A 24,965-nucleotide genomic window follows, 5' to 3' on the forward strand; every position below is an offset into this window, starting at 1 on the left:
TCTATATAGAAATCACATTTAGCTACTTTTCGTGAAATTTAGATCAAGTAAAATAAATTAAAATTTTAAATCGAGTTAGTGACGGATGGATACTTTAGCTACAGCAAAAACACGTTATGCGACAAAAGCTTATAATGCAGAGAAAAAAATTCCTCATGCACAATTTGAAAAACTACTGGAAATTCTACGCTTCAGCCCATCTTCGGTTAATATTCAACCTTGGCATTTTTTAATTGCTGAAACAGATGAGGCCAAACAACGTATCGCATCAGCTTTAACAGGCAATTACATCTATAACGCGGCTAAAGTTCTAAACTCTTCCCACACCTTAGTATTTTGCACGCGTACTGATATTTCTGCTGAATACTTAGAACAATTATTACAGCAAGATGAGTTAAGTGGTCGTTTTAAAGATGAAACTGCCAAACAAGGTCAACGTGACACACGCCAAGGCTATGTTGAATTTTATCGTAATGAATTGAAAAATCTTCCTGCATGGATGGAAAATCAAACCTATCTAGCACTTGGGCAACTGCTTTTTGCTGCAGGACTAGAAGGAATCGACGCAACACCAATGGAAGGATTTGACAGAGAGTTAATCAATAAAGAATTCGAGTTAACTGAAAAAGGCTTAAAAGCATCTGTTATTGTTTCACTCGGCTATCGTAGCGAAAATGACTTTAATGCCAAATTACCTAAATCACGACTATCTGATGAGGTTGTTTTTACACGTTTATAATAATCCCTCATCCAATGGGAGTGACTCAATTTACTCCCATTGTTTTAATTCATCATTGCTTTGGCTAAACACATTACTGCAACTACACCACTAATTAGTCCAATCCAGGTATAAGCTTTTAAGCGTTCTTTAAATAACACTACGCCACTAAGCACGCCAAGTACCACGACAAGAATATTCATCCCAGCAAAGACAATGGCTGGGTTTTCTTTGAAAATCATATGTGCTTTAACATACAAAGCAATATTTGCAAAATTCAGTACACCCAAACATAATCCCATAAAAATGTTTTTAGGTTGCCAATTCGGTTGAGTGATGGCGATATAAATGATAGATAAAATAAAGGCTGTAATAAAAGTTAAATTTAGCGTGACCGCAAACTGTAAACCTAAACTACTGCTATATTTTAGTAATACATCAATAGCTGCATAACCCGCCCAAACACTAAACAAAAATAAGGCTGATTTTAAGCTCATGCCTTTACTTGCCTGCTCGGTGGCCTGTCCGATAATGATCGCTAAAATTGCAATAATTCCAAAAACGACCCCAATTAATTTTAATTGGCTAAATTGCTCACCAAAAACAAAATAAGCTGCTAATAACGACAATATCACCGCTAAACGTTGGGCAATTTCAGTTTTTAAGATACCAGCAAATTGTAGGGACTTGGCTAAGCATAAAAATATACTTGGTAATAATAGACCTAAAACAAGAATTAACCACCAAGGCGTATTATTGAGAGAAATATGAGTAATATCGGTTTTAAACCAATAAAAGCATAAAAGACTGGCACTCAAATAATTCCATGCAATGATTTGAAAAACATCAAAACCTTTTGCTTTTAGATATTTTAAAAGAATCGAGACCAATACACTACAACATGCAGCTGCAACAATCATTTCCATAGTTTTTTCTAGCTATCTAAAAACACACAAAAAAAAGCCAGTCTATTATTAGAACCTATCCAATATTAATTTCAGGTGGTGTTTCAAAATGTATGCTGATCATTTTAACATCACTATACAAAACTGTGGTTAATGTAAAAGAATCCAAGATTAAAAGCTTTTACATGATTCAATACCTTCTTCGAAAAACAGCATGTTCTTCTTACTGCTCGCCTTATGCGGTGTCTTAATTGGCAGTTGTTTCCTTCTATCCCGACTGTATAATATTTCCCTTCTTGGTCCGGCTTAAAAATTTTGATGAAACTTTCCCAATGATCACTCGATATACAATCATAAGTAATACCCAGTTCTTCTAAACGGTTTTTTAGCCTTTGTGCTGTATGAGCATCTCTTCCTCCCCATACAAAAGCCACTATTTCTCCGCTACTTCTATCATAGACGTACTGTAGCCAATGCTTATCTTTCTTGTTGCCTACAAATGTCCAAAATTCATCAACTTCCAAGCATTTATAATGAGTTCTTTGAGGAATTACTTCATGATTTGATTGTGTAAGCGTTTTAAGTATCTTGCCAATACTAAACCTCGTAATCTTTGCAATATCCCGAATGCCACAACATCGCACAAGCATAAGCAAAATCAATTTGACCGCTTTTGAATGACAGCCTAAATACGTCAAATTATGGTCACCCACAAACTGCCTATTACATTCTTTACAACGATAGTTTTGCTTACCATCGTGTTTAATGCCATTCTTCTTTATACTTGTACTCTGGCATCGAGGACAATGAAGTTCTATTTCGATTTTCACACATTTAAATATAGCTGAATTGTTCCTCGTTGCCTCCTTTTCTTATGAGCATACTTTTTAGAACACCACCTAATTTCATTCTTTTTTGGCAATTGGAAAAATAATTTGTTAAATTCTCCCCCATGAGAAAACCATATCCCAGCGACATTAGTCGAGAAGCCTTTAAAGAAATTAAACCGTTACTATTGAGCGGAAGAAAACAAACACGTCCAAGAGTCGTTGATGTCTATGAAGTGTTTTGCGCCTTGCTCTATATTCTAAAAAGTGGATGTCAATGGAGTATGCTTCCTCGAGACTTTCCACCTAAAAGCACTGTGCATTATTACTTCTCAATTTGGAATAGAAAACCATCAGAAACTGAACCTAGCATACTTGAGCAAGCTTTAAAAAAATGTGGTTGGCGAGGCCCGTATCAACAATGGACGGAAAGAACAAACGAGCTTTATCATCATTGATTCACAAAGTGTAAAAAACACAGATACCGCACGTAATAAAGGCTATGACGCTGGTAAAAGAGTTTCAGGGATTAAAAGACATATCATTGTTGATACTCAAGGTCTGCCTCATGGAATATTTATTACGACAGCAGATAAAACAGATCGTCAAGGTGCATTAGATGCCATAACTTTACATAGAGACACCTTACAAAATGTAGAGGTTGTACTTGTTGATGGTGGTTATACAGGCGAACCCTTTTCTTTGGCTGTTAATGATTTAATCAGAGCGCGAGTTGAAGTTGCTAAACGAAGTGAATTACATAAATTTGCAGTCATACCACAACGCTGGGTTGTGGAAAGATCATTTGCTTGGTTAGAAAAATGTAGAAGGCTTTGGAAAAACTGTGAAAAGCACCTAAATACGAGCCTTCAGTTCATTAATTTAGCCTTTTTAAGGCTACTTTTGCATAGAAAATATTCTGGATAGGTTCTTAGACTGGCTTTTTTAAAAGATCATAGATCAATTAACGATTATTTTCGTCTTCTTGACCATCTTCAAATTTAGTTTCGCTATCGAAGCCACCTTGATGACCAAAGCCACCTTGACCGCCAAAGCCACCTTGACCACCGAAGCCACCTTGACCACCGAAGCCGCCTTGACCACCGAAGCCACCTTGACCACCGAAGCCACCTTGACCGCCGAAGCCACCACCTTGACCGCCAAATCCACCTTGACCGCCAAATCCGCCAGTAGAACCTTGACCACCGAAGCCACCAGTAGCACCTTGAGCACCAGCTGGACGTGGATTACGTGCAGGAACAACTGTAGAAATCGCGTGTTTATAAACCATTTGGCTTACAGTATTTTTTAATAAAACTACATATTGGTCAAACGACTCGATATGCCCCTGTAATTTAATACCGTTCACGAGGAAAATAGAAACTGGAATACGTTCTTTACGGAGAGAATTTAAGAACGGATCTTGTAAAGTTTGACCTTTAGACATTTTTAACTCCAAAAAAATTTTAAATCAGCGCAAAAAAACTATCTTTATTTTTCAGCTAAAAATTATAAAAAGACAGCCTGCGAATTTTGCTTTATCCAAAGAAGTTTCGCAAGTCTTCTTTCGCCTGCTTTATCGTGATGTAAGTTTTAAAATCGTGTATTTCTTGCAAAGAACGTAACCAAGTGTATTGACGTTTGGCAAGTTGCCGTGTCGCAAATAATGCTTTGTTCTCCATTTCTACTTTATTTTTGAGACTTAGGTCACTTTTTAATAAAAAATCTAAAGCTTGACGATAACCCACAGACCGCATGGATGGTAAATTATCATTTAAATCGTATTTTTTAATTAATTCCTCTACTTCATTTAAAAATCCAATACTCCACATTTTGCTTAAACGTTGCTCAATGCGTTGATGTAATTCTACCCGATCTGGCATCAATGCGTAATTATGAAATTTGTAACGATATGGTTGATTTTTAGGCTGCTCTGCCTGTAGTTTTGTTATTGGTTCACCTGTAATTCGGTAAACTTCTAATGCCCTAATTATTCTTTGTTTATCTGAAACTTTGAACTTTTGTCCGGCAATTGGATCAACAGAAGCCAATTCATCATAAACAGACTGCCAGCCTTCAAGATCAGCTTTAGCAAGAATCGCATCACGAATACTTTGATCCGCATTTGGCAGATTATCAGCTAATCCTTCAAGTAGCGATTTAAAATATAGCATTGTGCCGCCCACTAAAATTGGTGTTTTGCCACGCGAATGCATGTCATCAATTAATGGGCAAACATCTTCAACAAATTGTGCTGCTGAGTATACGTCCAATGGAGTAATAATATCGATTAAGTGATGCGGATATTGTTGTTGCTCTTCTTTTGTGGGTTTAGCAGTCCCAATATCCATATCTTTATAAACTAAAGCTGAATCCACAGAAATCAATTCGAAATTACCGCGTTCATAGAGTTCGCATGCCAATGCTGTTTTACCACTTGCGGTAGGCCCCATTAGATTGATGACGGGCAATTGATTTGACATGTAAAACTACTCTCCTCGAGCAAATAATTTATCTAATTGATGTAATGGAAATGCGCGCCAAGTTGGACGCCCATGATTACATTGACTGGCAAATTCAGTTTGTTCCATTTGACGTAATAAAGCATTCATTTCCGAAAGACTGAGTTGTCGGTGTGCTCTTACAGCACCATGACATGCCATACCAGCAAGAAGCTCATCACGTTTTTGTAATAGCCCCCTGGCTTCATCATTTGGATCAAGATCATTTAGTAATTCTGGAATTAAATTACTAAAGTCAGCTTTATGCAAAATGGCAGGCACACCACGCACAATCACCTGATCATCGCCGTATTGATCAATTTCCAAACCCAAACGTTCTAATTGTGGTTGTAAATCTTCAACACGTGTGGCTTGCATACGAGTAATGGAAACAACTTTAGGAATCAGCAGTTGTTGCGAAGTCCAAAACTCAGGTTTATCCCATGCCGACTTCATCTGCTGCAGCAAGATACGTTCATGTGCCGCATGCATATCCACAATGATCAGGCCTTCAGTATTTTGCGCCAAAATATAGATGCCATGCAGTTGTGCGATTGCAATTCCCAAAGGAAACTCATCTACACGTGATGGGCCTTGATCATTTCCATCTTCTGTTTCTTCACGTAAAGGCGCTAAATAGCTTTTTAGTGCATTATTTAACTGTGCAGAGCCATTATAACGTGGTTCTTGAGGTGTTGAATTGTACTGTACTGCCTGTGGACGGCTTTGATTAAACTCAGTGAGTAAATCTGTCGAAACAACAACCTGCTGATTGGCTTGTCGTTCAGGCTCAGCTACTGCTCGATGTAAATTGAATTGTTCTTGATATTTTGGCTGAGGCTGATAATTAAAATTTTCTGCATCAGCTTCATCTTTCTTCATCGCTTCTGCTAAATCAGCAGTTGCGGTTTGAAATTGAGACAAGGTTGCTTTGGCATAATGCCGTACAAACTCATGTACTTCACGCTGGTTCAGAAAACGAATTTCATGCTTTGTTGGATGCACATTCACATCAATATTTTCAGGGTCAACTTCTAAAAACAATAAATAAGATGAATGTTGATGACCATGTAATATTCCCTCATAAGCCATACGCAATGCATGTGAAATGGTTTTATCTTTGACAATACGACCATTTACATAGACATATTGCATATCAGCCTGTGCTCTTGCGTCGGAAGGATGCCCCAACCAACCAGACAAACGCATATTAATACTTTCAGCATCAATCCAATATGCATTTTGAATAAACTGTTGACCTAACAACTGCTGGACACGCTGATAACGTAATTCACCACTATCAGCAATCGGCAAATTTAAACGAATATTATCGTTATGTTCGAGTACAAAACGAATTTCAAAATGAGTCAAAGCCAAACGGCGGACTATTTCTTCGATATGACCAAATTCTGTACTTGGTTTTTTTAAAAACTTTCGGCGCGCAGGCACATTGAAAAATAAATCTTGTACACGAATATGTGTACCTTTTTGTGCTGCGACAGCCTGTATTTGTTGATGATCAAATGCTGTTCCATTCACTTCAACCTGATAACCCACACCTTGTTCATCTTGGCTACTGGTCAAAGTCAAACGTGATACCGCAGCAATAGAAGCTAATGCCTCTCCACGAAAGCCTAAACTAACAATTGCATGCAAGTCTTCCGATGTTTTAATTTTACTTGTCGCATGCCGCATCACCGCTAATGGTAAATCTTCAGGATGAATTCCATGACCATTATCAATGATTTCAATCAAAGTCGAACCACCTTGCGCCACCCGAATAATAAGTTCGGTTGCGCCAGCATCGATTGCATTTTCTAATAATTCTTTAACAACTGATGATGGACGTTCAATCACCTCACCCGCAGCAATCTGGTTGGCTAAGGCAGCATCAAGGGTATGAATACGACGAGTTGAATCATGCGCCATTCAATTGTTCCTGCAAAGTTTGAGATAAAGATTCGGATTCAGTGGTTAGCGTGACAAACCGAGTCAATTCATCATCCGATTTTTGAATATCAATCACTACATCAGCTTTTGGAATTTCATCTCCACCTTTTGAAGGCCATTCAAATAAGAATAAAGCATCTGGTGTTTCTAAATAATCACGAATTCCCATCAGTTCTAATTCATAGGGATCATCTAAACGATATAAGTCGAAATGGAAAATTTCTTTGCCTTGAATGGTATAGGGTTCAACCAAGGTATAAGTTGGACTTTTTACTGAACCTTGATGTCCAAGATTCTGGATAAAATAACGCGTAAATGTCGTTTTCCCAGCGCCTAAATCACCAATCAAATATATAACGCCTGAATGTACTTGTTCTGAGAGCACCTGCGCAAATTTTTGAGTGTCTTGTTCATGATTTAAAGTAAATTTCACTGAATATGACATGGCAAATAGAATAAAATTGGGATAGCAGCTATGATAACATTGCCCTGAGGTAAAGCCTAATCTAAAGCCATAGACTATTGAAATCCAATAACCCAACTAGAGTTATAAACACAAATGACATATCAAAATATAGAAGGTGAATGGCATCTTGTTGCAAGCACCTCTATCCAAGCAGAATCAGATCTAGAGTTTCTTGAGAATAGTCCAGATCATAGTGGCATTTCTAACTGGTTAAATGGCTTTGATGATAAACTTATAGAAGAAGCTCAAGAAACTTCAGGTTTAGTTTTATGTATAAAACAAGATGGCAGTTTTACTGAAGAAGTGACCGGAAACCCTAATGTTTATTGGTTTAATGACGAAGGTTGCTTAGTAGATGTCACTCCTTTTAATGGTGTTCTAGTAGATACAGAACAAGGGGTGTATATCAAACCTACAAATATCAATAAATGGGCAATTCCAATTGAAGGTGCCTATGGTGCTTGTGTACTCCGTTATGACGATGGAGATACAAAAATCACAGATCATCTAAGACTTGTAGAAAAATATCTAGTTAGAACCGTAAATGTCGTTACTGATGAAGCGTATCTTGACCGTGTTCTTATAAAGTATAAACGAAATAGTTAATTTATTCTTCTTTTGACACACTCAAATTAGCACTTGAATCCAAACCAAAATTTAAGTGCTTTAACAACTCTATTTTTATATAAAAAACGCAATCTGATGGAAATTTTCTCTCCTCCAATGATCAATGGTGTTAGTGCCAGTAAAGTCTATTTACCTCAAAATATTTCGGCACACACCATTTTTGAATATCTTTGCCAACATTTTCCCCATATTCAAGTCGGCGAATGGCAGCAGCGCTTTGCTGATCAGTTAATTTATGCGGCTGATGGTGACATCTTAAACATAGAAAGCCACTATACGCCTAATAGCCATATTTTTTATTATCGTTTTCTTGCTCATGAAGTTTCTGTCCCATTTCAGCATGAGATTTTATTTGAAAATGAAAATTTACTCGTTGTTGATAAACCCCACTTTCTAACAATGACACCGACAGGACAATACGTTCAAGAAACATTACTCGTCCGCTTAAAGAAACAAACAGGCTATGAAGCACTGACGCCAATCCACAGATTAGATCGAGAAACAGCAGGTGTCGTTTTATTCTGCAAAAAGCCAGAGCAAAGAGGAATATACCAACAGCTTTTTGCAGATCGAAAAGTACAAAAAATCTATCACGCGATTGCAGCTTATCGAGCTGAATTACATTTCCCGCAAATATTACAGCTCCATTTAGAAAAAGGTCAGCCGTTTTATACGATGCAAATTAATTCTGAAAAACCTCAGAATTCTGAAACTTTGATAGAGCTTCTGGAACACAATCAACATTACGCAAAATATCTGCTTAAACCCAAGACGGGGAAACAACATCAATTGCGTGTACATCTCAATTACTTAGGCATTCCAATTTTAAATGATCCATTTTACCCAGTTGTCGCACATAAAGCTGATGATGACTTTGAACAACCGCTCCAGTTGTTAGCAAAAAAGATTTATTTTATAGATCCCATTTTAAATCAAGAAATGCATTTTAATTCTAAATTTGAATTGACACTGTAAATACAACGTAATGACAAAATTTCTATTTTTTCACTTCAAAAATATTGAAATTACATTGCAATGGTTTAGAATACATGACGATAATTAAAAATATTTGGTCGTATTCTGTATGCGAAAAACAGAAGTTTATCAAGTTCGCCTTGATTCACAGGAAAAGAAACAAGCTTTTGCTGTTTTTAAGCAGCTCGGTATATCCCCTGCTCAAGCCGTTCGTCTTTTCTTTAAGCAAGTCGTTCTGACGAAGTCGATCCCGTTTGCAATTGAAAACCAAAACATCAATATGGAGCAGTTACTTAAGCTTCGTAAATCTAAAAATGCCACAGCAAACGAAAATCCATCCGCAATTGATATAGAAGATGATCACGAAGATTTATTTGAAGAGCTGAATGCACTTTTAGGTGAAAGTGACAAAACTTAACAATGTTGCATTTATAAACAAGTTTTTATTTTTTAAGCTGAATTTTTTTCGTTATCCTGACAGTTCAAATAAAATTATAAATGTAAGGATAGACTGGAATGATTGTTAAACGAGCGACGAAAGAAGATCTTCATCAACTTGCTGTCTTGTTTGACGAATACCGTCAATTCTATGGTGCGTCATCGAATGTTGAACAATCCTATCAATTTCTAAAACATCGTTTCGAAAATAAAGATAGTGTCATTTTCATTCATCTTAAAGACGATGATTTCACTGGTTTTGTTTTACTTTATCTCGCATTTTCCTCTGTTGCTTGTGAAACGTATTACATTTTGGATGATGTTTATGTAACCCCATCTTATCGAAAACAAGGATCGGCTAAGCAATTAATTGACACTGCTATCCTTTTTGCTCGCCATGAAAATGCACAAAGAATTAGTCTTGAAACACAAAAAAATAATTATGAGTCCCGCCGTCTTTATGAACAAATGGGATTTATTCAAGATGATGAATTCAAAACCTTTCATTGCTTTTTAAAGTAATCATTCATCCAAAGCAATATTTTGACTCAGCTGTTTTTGTGAAGGTGTTAAATAGATCCACTCACCTTCTTTTAATTCAGGAAGTTCTAGTAAACCGATTTGATGTCGATGCAAAACTTCAACCTTATTACCGACCGCAGCCAACATACGTTTGACTTGATGATAAACGCCTTGATGAATCGTCATCGCCAATTGATGTGTTGAAAATAGTTGAACATTGGTGGCAGCATAGATACCTTTTTCATTACGTAATTCAACCCCTTGTTCTAAAGCCATTAATTGCTCAGCTGAAATCGGATCGGCAGTCGTTACATGATAAACTTTTGGCACATGCTTACGCGGATTGGTTAAGGCTTGTAAATATTGACCATCATCAGTCAACAACAATAATCCTGTGGTATCTTGATCTAGCCTTCCCACGCATTGGATACCCCGATGGATCAAAATTTCAGGTAGTAAGCTAAATACACTTTTGTGGTGCGTTGCCTGATGTGAACATTCATAACCCTTCGGTTTATTTAAAACAATGTAGAGATGTTCTCGATATTGGTATTCTTCGCCAAATACTTGAAAGCAAAGCTGATCCGTATTTATATTCTGTTTAGGGTTTTCACAAACTTGTCCTTCAATCTGCACAGAACCATTTTTAATTAACTGTTGGCAATACTTTCTTGAACCAAAGCCTTGCGATTGCAAAATTTTTTCCAACAGCATAAATACATCCTCATCTCAAACTGAGTCTATTGTACTCGATTCAGCTAGGCATCGTTGCTTACAGCATACTCATTCTTATTTTTTATAATTTATTCACAATCTGTTCATTTGTAATAGAACATATACAAAACTCTCGCCAAACTCTCTCAATCATCCTATTGCGCTCCATATTTTCACTTAAAAGTCTTGTTACATTTGTCTCAAGCAAAAGAATACTGTCCAAAAGAATGGATAAGGAGTTTCACCATGAAATCGAATATGTGGTTATGTAGCGTCATCTTGGCAACCTCTTCAATGATGACTGTTGCACATGCAGATAATACAGCACGTGTTGCAGCAACTTCAGCACTCGGTAGTATTGTTGGTACAGCAGTTGGTAAACAACTTGGCGGTAATACGGGTGCCATGATTGGTTCCGCAATTGGTGGTGCTGGTGGTGCTGCGGCATCAAGCAATAAACGTGATCGCACTGAAGCCGCGATTGGTGGTGGACTAGGTGGTGTTGGTGGTTACACCGTTGGACGTAATGTCGGTGGAACGAATGGCGGCTATATTGGCGCTGGTTTGGGTGCAGCAGGTGGTGCGGCTTTAGGTCAAAAAGTTGGTCAAGATCGTGAAGAAGACCGTCGCTACGAAAATCGTCGTTCTTACGATGAGCGCCGTTATGACAGCCGTCGTTCTTATGATGATCGTAGATACTATAAATCTCGTCATCATTACCGTCATGATAATGGCTATCACCGTGGTTGGTATAAAGATTAATCATCAAATCCTAACACTTTCTCTATTGGCGCCTTCGGGCGCTTTTTTTATTTTATCCAATTCGCAACAAATATCGACAATATTCGATATACAAAAACAATCTAATATCGTATTATTTCGATATATGATTTTGAGAGTCAAAAAATGACGTCACTACAAGAGATTAAATTTTCAATTTTGGAGTTAGCTCCTGTCAGAGACGATAAAAGTATTGAATTTTCACTTCGTCATGCACTAGAACTTGCTCAACATGCTGAAAAGCTTGGTTATGAACGTTTCTGGTTAGCTGAACATCACAATATGGATGGAATTGCGAGTTCCGCAACGGCAGTTTTACTAGGATTCATCGCAGCAAATACACACAAAATTCGCTTAGGTTCTGGTGGCATCATGTTACCTAATCACGCACCATTAGTTGTTGCAGAACAATTCGGGACTTTAGCAACACTTTATCCAAATCGTTTTGAACTTGGTTTGGGGCGTGCTCCAGGAACTGATCAAATGACGATGCGTGCATTACGACGCGGGCGTCAAGAAACTGAAGATCAATTTCCTCAAGATGTAATGGAAATTTTGCAATATTTCAAAGTACCACAACCAAATCAAAAAATAATTGCAACGCCAGGTCAAAATACCCATGTCCCTGTTTGGTTACTTGGCTCAAGTTTATTTAGTGCACAATTGGCCGCAAAGCTCGGACTTCCCTATTCTTTTGCATCACATTTTGCCCCACGTATGTTAGGTCAAGCAATCGAAATTTACCGTGAGAATTTTCAAGCATCTGAATATCTTAATAAACCTTATGTTTCAATGGGTGTACCAACTGTCGTTGCGGCAAATGATGATGAAGCACAATATTTAGCAACTAGTTCTTATCAAAGAATTTTAAATCTGATTCGTGGCAATAGTCTAAAGTTAAAACCACCAATTGATTCAATCGAAGGATTGGCTTCAGCTTCAGAACAGATGGCGATTCAAAATTTTTATGCGATGGCACAAATTGGTTCAAAAGAAACTGTGAAAGCTGGATTAAATGAGATTGCTAGTCAATACGATGTTGATGAATTCATTTTTACATGTGATATTTATGATACTGAAAAACGATTAGAAAACTTTAGTTTGTTGATGGATCTTAAAAACAAATAATTTCTCATTTTCAAGTAAGCATTATTCACAACAATAATGCTTACTCCACCACACCGACATATTGATAAACAGTATTGTTTTTACTGTAACGTAAATATTTTCCTTGTGGTTTATAATTTTTATCTAACAACATAATATCAATATTATTCAAATTCTTATCCATTCGAATATAATCAGGTATATCACTCGGTCCTTCGTGATTTTTACAGTCAAAATCGACTTTGATGTGATCAAATTTTGCTGTCTTTGTCTGAAAAATTTTTATCGGCTGAATTCTCCCTGTCTTAATAGGTTGAAACGCATGAATTGCATAAGCTCCGATACAACTACTCCCTTTATAATAGTTTTCAACCAAATAAATAGGTTGTTTAACGAAATCAGATTGTTTTACATCTAAGATAAAGCCCGTATCGATAGGCATTAAAGTAAATTTCCGTTCATTTTGAGTTTGCACATAAGAAGAATATTCCCCCATAGTACCTCCACTTCCCACATCGAAAGTATAAAACTTTAAACGTTTATCAGGTGAATAATGAATACGTAGATTATATTGGTCTTGAAATATAGGAAAAGTATAATTAAAACTTCTAGAATCACTTTCTATTTTTGCGACTACTTCTGACTCAATCGTTTGATTCACTTCGTAGAAGTCTTTTTGTGTATAGTGTTGAATTAATTTTTCCTCAAATTCAGCTAACGTTTCCGCGTGTGTTTCTGAAATTAAAATTAGCGATAATAAAAAGACAATTTTTTTCATTATTATTTCCTGTGGATTGGATTCTTCAAAAAGCGTAGACAATTCTACGCTTTTTGAATGGCACAATTATCCAATACGACGCTTTAAACCAGTCAACTGTAAAATACGCGTTGAAATTTCTTCAATCGACATTTCAGTGACGTTCAAATACTTAATACCTTCAGAAATATAAATACCCTCTATGGCACGTAATTCCATTTGGCATTGACTGAAACTTGCATAACGACTATTGGCTTTTCTTTCGCTACGAATAGCGACCAACCGCTCAGCATCAATCATTAAACCAAAGAGCTTATTTTTGTGTGCTCGTAGCACAGCAGGTAGACGATTATCATCTAAATCTTCTTCGGTTAAAGGGTAGTTCGCAACACGAATTCCAAACTGTAATGATAAATAAATCGAGGTCGGCGTTTTCCCAGATCGAGAAACGCCAACTAAAATCAAGTCAGCTTTATCATAATGACGAGTTCGAGCACCATCATCATTGTCTAATGCAAAATGTACTGCATCAATACGAGCCTTATAAGATTCAGAATCTGTTACAGCATGGGTCTGTCCAACTAAAGTTGTCGGTGGTGTCCCCAACTCTTGCTCAAGTTTACTAATCAATCCCTCGAAAACATCCAAATTTACGGCTTTAGCTGTATTAATAATTTCACGGACATTGGGGTCTACCAATGTGTCAAAAACAAGTGGTAAACATCCATCTCTTGATTGGCATCCATTGATGTCAACAACCACATTCATTGCAGCTTCTTCAGTGGTAATATAAGGCATAATATGAATATCAAAATCGACATTCGGAAATTGCGCAAGTAGTGAATGTCCAAGGGTTTCTGCGGTAATTGCAGTACCATCCGAAATAAAAAATACACTCCGTTTAATTTGTTTACTTTCAGGCATCAAAATTCTCCTTAAACATTTGTCTTAGTGCTCTATAATCTTTATAGTAAACTCATCTAACATGACTGTCGCTTAGTAAAATACTAAATCTAAGCACATTCGTATAATTTCATACCAATGATGGTCATTCATACTGCAAAAAAAGTGGAGTAAATACTTTGGAAGCGCGCGTAATCGGTCTGGAAAAATTAGGGAAACACGATGTCGAACTCGTAGGTGGGAAAAACTCATCTTTGGGTGAAATGATCAGCCATTTATCCAATGCTGGTGTATCGGTACCTGGTGGTTTTGCAACAACTGCAGCTGCCTATCGTGAGTTCTTGGATCAAAGCGGCTTAAATGCTCGAATTCAGGCTGAACTTGAGCAGCTAAATGTTGATGATGTAAGCGCACTTATAGAGACAGGTGCTAAAATCCGTAAATGGATCGTTGATACCCCACTTACTGCTAATTTAGAACAAGAAATTCGTGACGCGTTTACAGCACTTTCAAACGGTAATCCAGACATCGCTGTTGCTGTACGTTCTTCTGCGACTGCAGAAGATTTACCTGATGCTTCTTTTGCAGGACAACAAGAAACTTTTTTAAATATTCGCGGAATTGATAACGTTCTTATCGCAATTAAAGAAGTTTTTGCTTCGCTTTATAATGACCGTGCCATCGCTTACCGTGTACATCAAGGTTTTGAACACAGTGTTGTTGCCCTATCTGCAGGTGTACAACGTATGGTTCGTTCAGAGACTGGTGCTGCAGGTGTAATGTTTACGCTAGACACAGAATCAGGTTTCCGTGATGTGGTATTTATTACTGCATCATACGGTTTGGGTGAAATGGTTGTTCAGGGAGCTGTTAACCCTGACGAATTCTATCTATCTAAACCACTTTTAAATGCAGGTAAACATTCAGTTTTACGCCGCAACCTCGGTTCTAAACACCAAAAAATGATTTATGGTGAAGAAGGCGCAGCAGGTAAATCCGTTGTTGTCGTTGATGTTGAAAAACCAGAACGTCAACAGTTTGCATTAAATGATCACGAATTGCATGAACTTGCTAAACAAGCATTGATTATTGAACAACATTACGGCTCGCCAATGGACATCGAATGGGCGAAAGATGGTGATGATGGTCAAATCTACATCGTTCAAGCACGTCCTGAAACTGTTAAAAGCCGTCAAAATGTCGGCACAATGGAACGTTACCTATTAAAACAACGTGGCACTGTCATCTGTGAAGGTCGTTCAATTGGTCAACGCATTGGTTCTGGTAAAGTTCGTGTTGTAACCTCGATTAAAGAGATGGATAAAGTACAAGACGGTGATGTACTTGTATCAGACATGACTGACCCAGATTGGGAGCCAGTAATGAAACGCGCCGCAGCGATTGTGACCAATCGTGGTGGCCGTACTTGTCACGCTGCAATCATTGCACGTGAGTTAGGTGTACCTGCAATCGTGGGTTGTGGTAATGCAACAGAAGTATTAACCGATGGTCAAGAAGTCACTGTTTCATGTGCTGAAGGTGATACAGGCTTTATCTATGAAGGCGCATTAGATTTTGAGGTGCAACGTAACTCAATTCACTCAATGCCAAAACTTCCATTTAAGATTATGATGAATGTTGGTAATCCAGACCGTGCATTCGACTTTGCTCAAATTCCAAATGAAGGGATTGGTCTTGCACGTCTTGAATTCATCATTAACCGTATGATCGGTGTACATCCTAAAGCGCTTCTCAATATTGACAGCCTACCACGTGAAACGCGTGCTGCTGTAATGACACGTACATCAGGTTATTCTTCGCCAATCGAATTCTATGTAGAAAAGTTAGTTGAAGGTATTTCAACACTTGCAGCTGCATTTGCTGAAAAACCAGTCATCGTTCGTATGTCTGACTTTAAGTCAAATGAATATGCAAACTTAATCGGCGGTAAATTATACGAGCCAGAAGAAGAAAACCCGATGTTGGGTTTCCGAGGTGCAAGTCGTTACGTATCTGACAACTTCCGTGACTGTTTTGAGCTTGAGTGCCGTGCTTTGAAGAAAGCCCGTGATGAAATGGGTTTAACCAATATTCAAATCATGATTCCATTCGTGCGTACAGTGTCTGAAGCAAAACGTGTGATTGAGTTGCTTGCTCAAAATGGTTTAAAACGTGGTGAAAATGGCCTCAAAATCATTATGATGTGTGAGCTTCCAACCAATGCTTTATTGGCTGAACAGTTCCTTGAACATTTTGATGGTTTCTCAATTGGTTCAAATGACTTAACACAATTAACACTTGGTCTTGACCGTGATTCTGGTATCGTATCTCATTTATTTGATGAGCGTGATCCAGCGGTTAAAGCCCTTCTTTCTATGGCAATTCATGCATGCCGTAAAGCAGGAAAATACGTTGGTATTTGTGGTCAAGGTCCTTCAGACCACCCTGACCTTGCTAAATGGCTCATGGAACAAGGTATTGAATCTGTGTCACTTAACCCTGACTCAGTGCTTGATACTTGGTTCTTCCTTGCTGAAGAACAAATCAAGAAAGCCTAGTCTTTTTAAAAAAAGGCCCTTTCGTAGGGTCTTTTTTCATCTTTAGTCATTGAGAATTTTTAATTATGCAAATTTACTTGGCTCGTAATAACCAACAAGCTGGACCTTATAGTTTAGACCAACTGAACCAAATGCTTTCTAGCCAACAAGTATTACTTACAGACTTGGTTTGGCACGAAGGTATGAGTGAATGGAAAACTCTTGGCGAACTCACTCAAGGAAAACTTGTCTACGAACCTGTAGGTTATTCATCATTCAATCATCAAATTAACAATAAAACTGAGCAGTCAGCTTTTAAAATCAAAGTTGAACAAAAACCGACTGAACTTGCTTCTTTTCACTCACGTTTACTTGCCAAAGTAATTGATTTAACACTTTGGTTGCCCATGGCAGCGATCCCATCTTTCTTCTTCAATGAAAGTCAATATGCTGAACTATTCGAGATTCAGAAACAATTACAAGCTGCTCAAGTCGCATCAAGCAAAGCTGTTGAATTACAACAGCAACTTATGCAGCTTATTCCAAATGAAGCATGGATGAGTATTTTTGTTTATTTGATCCTTATGCTGATGCTACAAGCTTTTTTAATTGCAAAATCAGGACAAAGCATTGGTAAAAAAATAACCAAAATTAAAATCGTAGATGCTGAAACACATGCGTCAGTCAATACGATTAGAGCTTTTTGGTTGAGAAGTGCTTTATTTATCATTCTGAATTTATTGTTTATGCCATTTATTACCATTATCGACTATGCTTTCTTTGCATTTAATAAAAATCGTCAAACTTTGCATGATAAATTGGCAAAAACTAAGGTCGTAAAGCAATAATTTTTAATTAACTAAGCAAAAGAGGATTTATTCCTCTTTTCTTACATAGAAAATTGATATTTATAGAAAAGATATACAATTAAATAACAATTCCTACAAAATAAATCGGGTTTTAAAACAAGTATTTCTGACCGTGTTAGATATAGCTTAGTTTTTCAATATGAGGCATAATGCCCAACAACGTAGCGGTGTCGCATGATTGCTAAGCATTTCACAAAAAATTCTTATCAATCATGCGACACTTTAATCGCTATCCCATAATTTAATTAGGGAATGGGACTCTTCACCGAGGTTGTAAAATGAGACAAACGATTTTAGCTGTATTGTCTTTATCAACGATGGCTGCACTCTTAACTGGGTGTGGTGGTGATATGGTACTTCTAAACAATAAAGGTCCAGTTGGTCAAGGTCAAAGTAGCCTGATGATGACTGCGATCTATCTAATGCTATTGGTGGTAATTCCATCAATCGTAATGGCATTATGGTTTGGTTGGCAATATCGCGCATCGAATAAAGATGCAGACTATAAACCTACTTGGGCACACTCTACGACAATTGAGATCGTTGTTTGGGGTGTTCCTGTCATTATTATTGGTATTTTAGCTTGGTTAACTTGGTGGGGTTCCCACAAGTACGACCCTTACCGTCCGTTAGAATCAGATAAAGCACCATTAACTATTCAAGCTGTCGCTGAACAGTTTAAATGGATTTTTATCTATCCTGAGCAAAATATTGCAACGGTAAACGAAGTACGCTTCCCAGAAAAAACGCCTGTAAGCTTTAAGATTACGTCTAACTTTACGATGAACTCGTTCTTCATCCCACAGTTAGGTGGTCAGATCTATGCAATGGCGGGTATGCAAACTCACCTTCACTTGTTAGCAGATGAACCAGGTGTATTCCGTGGTTTCTCAGCAAACTATTCAGGTTACGGTTTCTCTCAAATGCGCTTTAAAGCACACAGCGTAACTGAAGCTGAATTTGCAAAATGGGTAGAAGCTGTTAAAGCTGGTAATGGTACAAGTATCAATGCTGAAGCGATTCAAAAAGGTACACTTGACCAAGCTGAGTTAGCAACGCTTAAAGATGGTGATCGTTCTAAGCATCAGATCGAGCATTTAGTGAATCGTGCTAAAGCTGCTGGTGATGAAGAAGCAGTTGCTAAAGCTGAAGCAATGAAACCGTTCCCGACTAAGCCACACCCTGTGACTTATTACTCTTCTGTTGAGCCTAAGTTGTTTGAAACAATCATCAACCGCTATATGAGTAACTATCACGGTGCTGACCACTCTGCTGGACATGCAACAGCAGAAACTCATGCTGCAGCTGAACACGCTGCTCAAGGGGAATAAGACATGGATATGATTTTTGGTAAACTGGGTTGGGACTCTATCCCAACAGAGCCAATTGTACTTGTCACCATGGTCCTTATGGCACTTGGTGGAATTGCAGTTCTTGGCGGTATTACCTATTTCAAAAAATGGGGATACTTATGGAATGAATGGTTTACATCAGTAGACCATAAGAAAATCGGTATCATGTATATCATCGTATCTGTGGTCATGCTTTTGCGTGGTTTCGCCGATGCGATCATGATGCGTTTACAACTTTTCCTCGCGAAAGGCGGCGGTGAAGGTTACCTACATCCTGACCATTACGATCAGATCTTTACGGCACACGGCGTAATCATGATCTTCTTCGTAGCAATGGGTCTTGTTGTTGGTATGATGAACATCTCTGTACCTTTACAGATTGGTGCACGTGACGTTGCTTTCCCATTATTAAACTCTTTAAGCTTCTGGTTATTCGCTGGTGCTGCTGGTTTGATGATGGTTTCATTAGTATTGGGTGAATTTGCTGCGACTGGTTGGATGGCTTACCCTCCTCTATCTGGCATTCAATATTCTCCTGGTGTTGGTGTTGACTACTACATCTGGGCTCTTCAGGTTTCTGGTCTTGGTACACTTTTATCTGGTGTTAACTTCTTTGTTACCATCATTAAAATGCGTGCGCCTGGCATGAAATTGATGGATATGCCAATCTTTACGTGGACTTCACTTTGTACGGCTGTATTAATCATTGCATCATTCCCTGTATTAACAGGTACGCTTGCAATGTTGACGCTAGACCGTTACTTCGGCTTCCACTTCTTCACCAATGAGCTTGGCGGTAGTCCAATGCTTTATGTGAACTTGATTTGGACATGGGGTCACCCTGAAGTATATATCTTGGTATTACCAGCATTTGGTCTATACTCAGAAATCGTTGCAACCTTCTCTCGTAAAGCGTTGTTCGGTTACAAGTCTATGGTGTATGCAACGATTGCGATTACTGTACTTGCGTTCGTTGTATGGCTTCACCACTTCTTCACCATGGGTGCTGGTGCGAACGTTAACGCGTTCTTCGGTATCATGACCATGGTTATTGCGATTCCTACAGGTGTGAAAATCTTCTCTTGGTTATTCACAATGTATAAAGGTCGCATCACCTTTACTACTCCAATGTTATGGACGCTTGGCTTCCTAATCACATTTGGTATCGGTGGTTTAACTGGTGTATTAATGGCGGTTCCACCTGCGGACTTCCTCGTACACAACTCACTCTTCTTGATCGCTCACTTCCATAACGTAATTATCGGTGGTGTGGTGTTTGGTATGTTTGCCGGCATCATCTTCTATTGGCCGAAAATGTTTGGTTGGAAGCTCAACGAAGCATGGGGTAAAGCTGCGTTCTGGTTCTGGTTCTTCGGTTTCTATTTTGCATTCATGCCGCTTTATATCCTTGGTTTCATGGGTATGACTCGTCGTTTGAATACATATGACAACCCAGAATGGGACCCATACTTAGCAATCGCATTGTTTGGTGCTGTTCTTGTTGCAATCGGTATTGCATGTTTCTTAATGCAAATCATCGTTGGTTTCTTACAACGTAAAGACAACATGGATTACACAGGTGATCCATGGGATAGCCGTACCATTGAATGGGCAACGTCATCTCCTGCTCCATTCTATAACTTTGCACATGTACCAGATGCTAGCGGTATTGACCGTTTCTGGACTGACAAAGAAAATGGTGTAGCATACGCACGTGATACTAAATATGAAGACATCCACATGCCGACTGATCGTGCTGCTGGTTTTGTCATTGCAATGTTCATTACTGTATTGGGCTTTGCACTCATTTGGCATATTTGGTGGCTAGTCGTTGTTTCATTCGTTGCTGCAGTTGTTAGCTTGATCGTAAGCTCATTCACAAAGAATGTTGATTACTATGTTCCCGCTGCTGAAGTTGAGCGTATTGAAAACGAACGCTATGCTTTACTTGAAAAACACTTGAAGAAGGACTAAGGAAATGGCTGAAGTACTTCATCACGACAACCACGGTCATGACGGTCATCACGAACATGATGATACAGACTTAACGGTCTTTGGTTTCTGGACTTATTTGATGAGTGACTTGATTCTTTTCGGATCACTCTTCATTGCGTTCGCTGTATTAAGCAGTCATATTCCACCAGGTACTCCAAGTGCAAAAGACTTATTCAGTGAATCATTGGGTTATGTATTAGGTGAAACCTTTGCCCTTTTGATCTCTTCTGTAACGTTTGGCTTTGCAGTGCTTGCATCTTATAAAAAGAATGTGAATCAAGTGATTACTTGGTTATTTATCACATTCCTTTTCGGTGCAACCTTCATCGGTATGGAAATCAATGAGTTCCATCACCTTGTACATGAAGGTCATGGTCCAACGCATAGTGCATTCTTATCATCATTCTTTACTTTGGTTGGTACACACGGTATTCACGTAACCTCTGGTTTAGTGTGGATGTTGGTATTGATGTATCAAATCAAAAAGAATGGTTTGACATTAGCGAATACACGTCGTCTTGCTTGCTTAAGCTTGTTCTGGCACTTCCTTGACATCGTTTGGATCTGTGTATTCAGCGTCGTTTACTTACTGGGAGTTCTCTAATGAGTGGTCATGACCATAATGCTGCAGGTGCGTCGCACGGTAACTTTAAGCAATACACTGTTGGGTTTATCCTATCTGTTATCCTCACCATCATCCCATTCGGGATGGTGATGGCGGGCGGATTTAGCCGTGGCATCTTAGTTACTGTTATTGCAATCGCTGCTGTTGCTCAGGTAATTGTACAACTTGTGTATTTCTTACACATGAATACATCATCTGAACAACGTTGGAACCTTATTGCATTTATCTACACAATTTTATGTATCGCTGTACTTCTAGTCGGCTCTGTGTGGATTATGAATTACCTACACTACAACATGATGATCTAAACTGATTGTCATGTGGAAAAAGTACTTATTCCTGACTAAACCAGGAATTCTCTTCGGTAATTTTATTACCACCTTGGGCGGCTTCTTTTTAGCCGCTCAAGGCTCTATAGACATCCTCTTATTACTACTTACATTAATTGGAACAACTTTTGTTGTTGCTTCTGGTTGTGTAGTGAATAATGTAATTGATCAAGACATCGATCAAAAAATGCAACGCACCATGAACCGTGCTCTTGTTAAGAAAACGATCTCCCCTACGATTGCGATGTGCTATGCATTTGTATTAGGTGCGATTGGTTTTAGTATGCTTTGGTTCTATGTCAATGCCTATGCATTTTTGTTTGCTGTGATTGGTTTTGTTGTCTATGTCGGTTTTTATAGTTTGTGGACGAAACGTACCACGATCCATCAAACCGTGATTGGTAGTATTTCTGGAGCGAGTCCACCTGTTATTGGTTATACGGCTGTAAGTCATCATTTCGATATGGCTGCTCTTCTCATTTTTATTGCATATGCCTTATGGCAAATGCCGCATTCATGGGCAATTGCGATTTATCGTTTTGAAGATTACAAAAATGCAGGCGTGCCTATTTTACCTGTTGCACGTTCTATTCATAGAACTAAAATCGAATCGCTGATCTATGTGGTTTTATTCACTGTTGCGATGAATGCTTTGTATATATATGGATATACCAATATTATTTTCTTGGTCATCTGTAATGCACTTTGTATTTACTGGTTTTACATTGGTATTTTAGGATTTAAAGCTGAAGATGATCAGCTTTGGGCAAAACGCTTTTTCCTTTTTTCAGTAATCTTAATTACTGTGATTAGTTTGAGCTTTAGCTTTACATTTAAAAGCCCTGCACCCTTCCTCCCTATTTTTTAAAAAGATAGAGACATCTCTGTCTTTTTATTCCCCGCTTCACTTGTTATCATTTCGTGCAATAAAAACATTTCACCCTTTATTGCCTAAATGAAACTACAAAACAAATTTATATTCAAATCAATTGTCTATTCTTCGCTTTCACTGGCAATTTACTATAGCCCAATCACCTATGCTGGTGTAGAGCAATTTTGCGAGCCAAACCTTGCCATAAATGACAAAAATTTAAATGGTTGCAGCAATCTTCCTGTGTTATATCCAGCAAATGATAGTCAAACAAATATGACGTTACTACTCAGCGACTTAGGGCTTGCAACAATTAAGCCAATGACAGCTGATGCCAATTTATGGGATGCGGTATATGGAACGGTACCTTTTGATGCAGCGAATCTGTCATCTCTGACTCAGAATAAAATGCCAAATCAAAGAAAACTATTAGAAAGAAATGACACCGTTTTTGACGAACGTTGCACGAGCTTTGATTCAGGTAATCAAGCTTTTAATACACAAGTGCAAAATAATAAAGTAATTCCAAATCTAGAAAAGCAAATTTTGATTTCTGAACGCAAGAAAATGAATCAGTGTGGTGACAAAATTGAATTGATTGCGATTAATCCCAATTGGTCAATCACAACACGTCAATATGCTTCTTATTTAAATGCGAGTATTCTGTTTTATAATAGCAATTATTCAGCAGCGACTAAAATTTATACCGTCTTAACCACCATTGAAGATACGTGGTTAAAAGAAACATCACAATATATGTTAATTCGGACATCGCTGAATTCAGCCTATGCAACTGGTGTAGATAAATATGGTGATGTCTATTTAGACAATATTAACCAAAATTTACTCAAACAATTTTTGGATAATATCACCACTTACCTCAAAGCCTATCCAAATGGACAATATATCGCGAGTGCGCGTGGTTTTATGCGTCGTGGTTTTTGGCTTTCAAAACGCCAAGATTTATTGGTTAATGAAATTGTCTGGCAACTCAAAAACCCAACATCAAAATTTTATAATTTGGAAATGAGTGAACTTCCCGCCGAAATTGATCGCCGAGTGTTCGATAGCTCAGCTTTTAATGTTAACAATCTAAAAGACCCTTTCTTTTTGGCAGTATATGATTTGATGCATATGCGTGAATCGAGTTCAGAGAATTATCGTCCGATTTCTTGGGCACAACTGAATGCACAAAAAGATTTTTTCAAAACCCAACCTGAACTATTTCAATATTTACAAGCTGTTCACTTATTTTTTGTTCAAAATAAAGCTCAAGAAGCTCAAAATTACTTAGCTAAAGCAAATGCTAAAAATAGTAGTTATTTGCAGTTAAGCCAAACTTTTTTGAGAGGACAAATTTTAGAAAAAATTGGACAACCTCAAAATGCTGAAGAATATTGGCGTCAGCAACTTGCACAGGCCAAAGACAGCTATCAACGCGGTTTATTTGAAACAGCATTATCCAATCATTTGGCAATAAAACAGGACTATTCAGCATTTATAGGAAAAAAAGCTCAAATTACTCAGCCGAACCTACAGAGAAATTTTATTACCCAAATCGCAGATACAAACAGTTTGCAAAAATTAATTCAATCTGATCCAAGTAACATAGATCAAAAACAAGCTGCGATCTACACCCTTCTGAGTAAAAGCTTAGTACATCAACAATTCGAATTGTTTAAACAAAGCTATGCTTTTATGCCCAAAAATGCCATGCAATACAAAGGTTATAACAGTGATAATGAACAATTAAAAAACAAACCAGATTTTTCTAATTTCATTTGGAATGGAGCGAATATTACACCGCAACTAAAATGCTCAAATTTAGAGACTTTAGTTAATCAATTGGCTCAAACACCTAAAGATCCATTATTAAATGTTTGCTTAGGAGAATATTTCCGTAGTGAACAAGGATATTCGTTGCAGCAACTTTCTTATAATGAAAAACAAACATCAAATTTTTCAGGAAAAATTTTTGCTCGTGGTCAGATTTATCAAGATCTCATCAAATCATCAAGCAAAAGTGATTTACAAGCTTACGCCCTTTATCGCGCAATACAATGTTATGCGCCAAGTGGTATTAATGATTGTGGTGGTAATGAAGTAAACAAATCTGTCCGCAAACAATGGTTTGATCAAATCAAAACAGATTATCCAAATACCATTTGGGCAAAATCACTGAAATATTATTGGTAAT

Annotated in this window: 25 protein-coding genes; 16 read left to right on the top strand and 9 right to left on the bottom strand. The window is 37.8% G+C overall.

All coding sequences use genetic code 11. From position 1 onward, the window contains the following. The first annotated feature begins 85 nt into the window (after positions 1-85). Entirely contained in the window at positions 86-739 is a 654-nt protein-coding gene (gene nfsB / locus O1449_RS09500; RefSeq protein ID WP_269238166.1) for an oxygen-insensitive NAD(P)H nitroreductase, read from the top strand. A gap of 44 nt (positions 740-783) precedes the next feature. Here nfsB and O1449_RS09505 read toward each other — a convergent pair whose 3' ends face one another. Then, a complete protein-coding gene (locus O1449_RS09505) occupies positions 784-1,644 on the bottom strand; it encodes an EamA family transporter (protein WP_269238167.1) in 861 nt (286 codons plus the stop codon). Between the two features lie 113 nt (positions 1,645-1,757). Beyond that, entirely contained in the window at positions 1,758-2,453 is a 696-nt protein-coding gene (locus tag O1449_RS09510) for an IS1 family transposase (RefSeq protein ID WP_269238066.1), read from the bottom strand. A gap of 122 nt (positions 2,454-2,575) precedes the next feature. Between O1449_RS09510 and O1449_RS09515 the strand changes: the two genes are divergently transcribed. Next, positions 2,576-3,377, top strand: a protein-coding gene (locus O1449_RS09515) for an IS5 family transposase (RefSeq protein WP_269238065.1) whose coding sequence is annotated in 2 segments (ribosomal slippage) — positions 2,576-2,839 and positions 2,841-3,377 — 801 coding nt in all. Because the reading frame shifts where the segments join, the coding sequence is not laid out codon by codon here. A gap of 37 nt (positions 3,378-3,414) precedes the next feature. On the opposite strand, the gene hfq is transcribed toward O1449_RS09515, so the two are convergent. From hfq to tsaE, 4 genes are all read right to left on the bottom strand, one after another. Further along, positions 3,415-3,897: an RNA chaperone Hfq gene (gene hfq / locus O1449_RS09520; RefSeq protein ID WP_269238168.1), complete on the bottom strand. Its 483-nt coding sequence runs from the start codon at positions 3,895-3,897 to the stop codon at positions 3,415-3,417. Positions 3,898-3,988: 91 nt separating this feature from the next. Further along, positions 3,989-4,933, bottom strand: a complete 945-nt coding sequence (gene miaA / locus O1449_RS09525; RefSeq protein WP_269238169.1) for a tRNA (adenosine(37)-N6)-dimethylallyltransferase MiaA — start codon at positions 4,931-4,933, stop codon at positions 3,989-3,991. Positions 4,934-4,939: 6 nt separating this feature from the next. Then, positions 4,940-6,880 (bottom strand): DNA mismatch repair endonuclease MutL, encoded by a 1,941-nt coding sequence (mutL, locus tag O1449_RS09530; RefSeq protein ID WP_269238170.1) that lies wholly within the window; start codon positions 6,878-6,880, stop codon positions 4,940-4,942. Beyond that, positions 6,870-7,346, bottom strand: a complete 477-nt coding sequence (gene tsaE / locus O1449_RS09535) for a tRNA (adenosine(37)-N6)-threonylcarbamoyltransferase complex ATPase subunit type 1 TsaE (RefSeq protein WP_269238172.1) — start codon at positions 7,344-7,346, stop codon at positions 6,870-6,872. The genes mutL and tsaE overlap by 11 nt, the downstream gene beginning before the upstream one ends. 114 nt (positions 7,347-7,460) lie before the next feature. Between tsaE and O1449_RS09540 the strand changes: the two genes are divergently transcribed. The 4 genes from O1449_RS09540 to O1449_RS09555 all read left to right on the top strand — a co-directional run bounded on the left by O1449_RS09540 (position 7,461) and on the right by O1449_RS09555 (position 9,929). Further along, positions 7,461-7,973, top strand: a complete 513-nt coding sequence (locus tag O1449_RS09540; RefSeq protein ID WP_269238173.1) for a hypothetical protein — start codon at positions 7,461-7,463, stop codon at positions 7,971-7,973. Between the two features lie 96 nt (positions 7,974-8,069). Further along, positions 8,070-8,969: a pseudouridine synthase gene (locus O1449_RS09545; protein WP_269238174.1), complete on the top strand. Its 900-nt coding sequence runs from the start codon at positions 8,070-8,072 to the stop codon at positions 8,967-8,969. A 109-nt stretch (positions 8,970-9,078) separates the two neighbouring features. After that, positions 9,079-9,387, top strand: a complete 309-nt coding sequence (locus tag O1449_RS09550; protein ID WP_269238175.1) for a type II toxin-antitoxin system RelB/DinJ family antitoxin — start codon at positions 9,079-9,081, stop codon at positions 9,385-9,387. A gap of 98 nt (positions 9,388-9,485) precedes the next feature. Further along, positions 9,486-9,929, top strand: a complete 444-nt coding sequence (locus tag O1449_RS09555) for a GNAT family N-acetyltransferase (RefSeq protein ID WP_269238176.1) — start codon at positions 9,486-9,488, stop codon at positions 9,927-9,929. Here O1449_RS09555 and O1449_RS09560 read toward each other — a convergent pair whose 3' ends face one another. Continuing rightward, a complete protein-coding gene (locus O1449_RS09560) occupies positions 9,930-10,643 on the bottom strand; it encodes a pseudouridine synthase (RefSeq protein ID WP_269238177.1) in 714 nt (237 codons plus the stop codon). Positions 10,644-10,889: 246 nt separating this feature from the next. Here O1449_RS09560 and O1449_RS09565 point away from each other — a divergent pair, with 246 nt between their 5' ends. Together O1449_RS09565 and O1449_RS09570 are read left to right on the top strand one after the other, a co-directional pair. Beyond that, on the top strand, positions 10,890-11,405 hold the full coding sequence (locus O1449_RS09565) for a glycine zipper domain-containing protein (protein WP_269230042.1): 516 nt from the start codon (positions 10,890-10,892) through the stop codon (positions 11,403-11,405). A 144-nt stretch (positions 11,406-11,549) separates the two neighbouring features. Beyond that, positions 11,550-12,551 carry an LLM class flavin-dependent oxidoreductase gene (locus O1449_RS09570; protein ID WP_269238178.1) on the top strand — a complete coding sequence of 334 codons (1,002 nt, stop codon included), beginning with the start codon at positions 11,550-11,552 and terminating at the stop codon, positions 12,549-12,551. Positions 12,552-12,591: 40 nt separating this feature from the next. On the opposite strand, the gene O1449_RS09575 is transcribed toward O1449_RS09570, so the two are convergent. After that, positions 12,592-13,308: a hypothetical protein gene (locus O1449_RS09575; RefSeq protein ID WP_269230040.1), complete on the bottom strand. Its 717-nt coding sequence runs from the start codon at positions 13,306-13,308 to the stop codon at positions 12,592-12,594. A gap of 66 nt (positions 13,309-13,374) precedes the next feature. Then, positions 13,375-14,211 carry a posphoenolpyruvate synthetase regulatory kinase/phosphorylase PpsR gene (gene ppsR, locus O1449_RS09580; RefSeq protein WP_269230039.1) on the bottom strand — a complete coding sequence of 279 codons (837 nt, stop codon included), beginning with the start codon at positions 14,209-14,211 and terminating at the stop codon, positions 13,375-13,377. 158 nt (positions 14,212-14,369) lie between these two features. On the opposite strand from ppsR, the gene ppsA reads away from it, so the two are divergent. The 8 genes from ppsA to O1449_RS09620 all read left to right on the top strand — a co-directional run bounded on the left by ppsA (position 14,370) and on the right by O1449_RS09620 (position 24,964). After that, on the top strand, positions 14,370-16,748 hold the full coding sequence (gene ppsA, locus O1449_RS09585; RefSeq protein ID WP_269230038.1) for a phosphoenolpyruvate synthase: 2,379 nt from the start codon (positions 14,370-14,372) through the stop codon (positions 16,746-16,748). 65 nt (positions 16,749-16,813) lie between these two features. Next, positions 16,814-17,575 (top strand): RDD family protein, encoded by a 762-nt coding sequence (locus O1449_RS09590; protein WP_269238179.1) that lies wholly within the window; start codon positions 16,814-16,816, stop codon positions 17,573-17,575. A gap of 299 nt (positions 17,576-17,874) precedes the next feature. Next, positions 17,875-18,927: a ubiquinol oxidase subunit II gene (gene cyoA / locus O1449_RS09595; RefSeq protein WP_269230036.1), complete on the top strand. Its 1,053-nt coding sequence runs from the start codon at positions 17,875-17,877 to the stop codon at positions 18,925-18,927. 3 nt (positions 18,928-18,930) lie between these two features. Then, complete coding sequence (gene cyoB / locus O1449_RS09600; RefSeq protein WP_269230035.1) at positions 18,931-20,922, top strand: cytochrome o ubiquinol oxidase subunit I; 1,992 nt, start codon at positions 18,931-18,933, stop codon at positions 20,920-20,922. A 4-nt stretch (positions 20,923-20,926) separates the two neighbouring features. Continuing rightward, entirely contained in the window at positions 20,927-21,547 is a 621-nt protein-coding gene (gene cyoC / locus O1449_RS09605; RefSeq protein WP_018678116.1) for a cytochrome o ubiquinol oxidase subunit III, read from the top strand. Continuing rightward, entirely contained in the window at positions 21,547-21,876 is a 330-nt protein-coding gene (locus tag O1449_RS09610) for a cytochrome o ubiquinol oxidase subunit IV (protein ID WP_004661369.1), read from the top strand. The genes cyoC and O1449_RS09610 overlap by 1 nt, the downstream gene beginning before the upstream one ends. 10 nt (positions 21,877-21,886) lie before the next feature. After that, entirely contained in the window at positions 21,887-22,765 is an 879-nt protein-coding gene (gene cyoE / locus O1449_RS09615) for a heme o synthase (protein WP_269238180.1), read from the top strand. Positions 22,766-22,852: 87 nt separating this feature from the next. Further along, a complete protein-coding gene (locus tag O1449_RS09620; protein ID WP_269238181.1) occupies positions 22,853-24,964 on the top strand; it encodes a hypothetical protein in 2,112 nt (703 codons plus the stop codon). Position 24,965: the final 1 nt, after the last annotated feature.

The organism is Acinetobacter sp. TR3, from assembly GCF_027105055.1.
Classification (GTDB): Bacteria; Pseudomonadota; Gammaproteobacteria; order Pseudomonadales; family Moraxellaceae; genus Acinetobacter.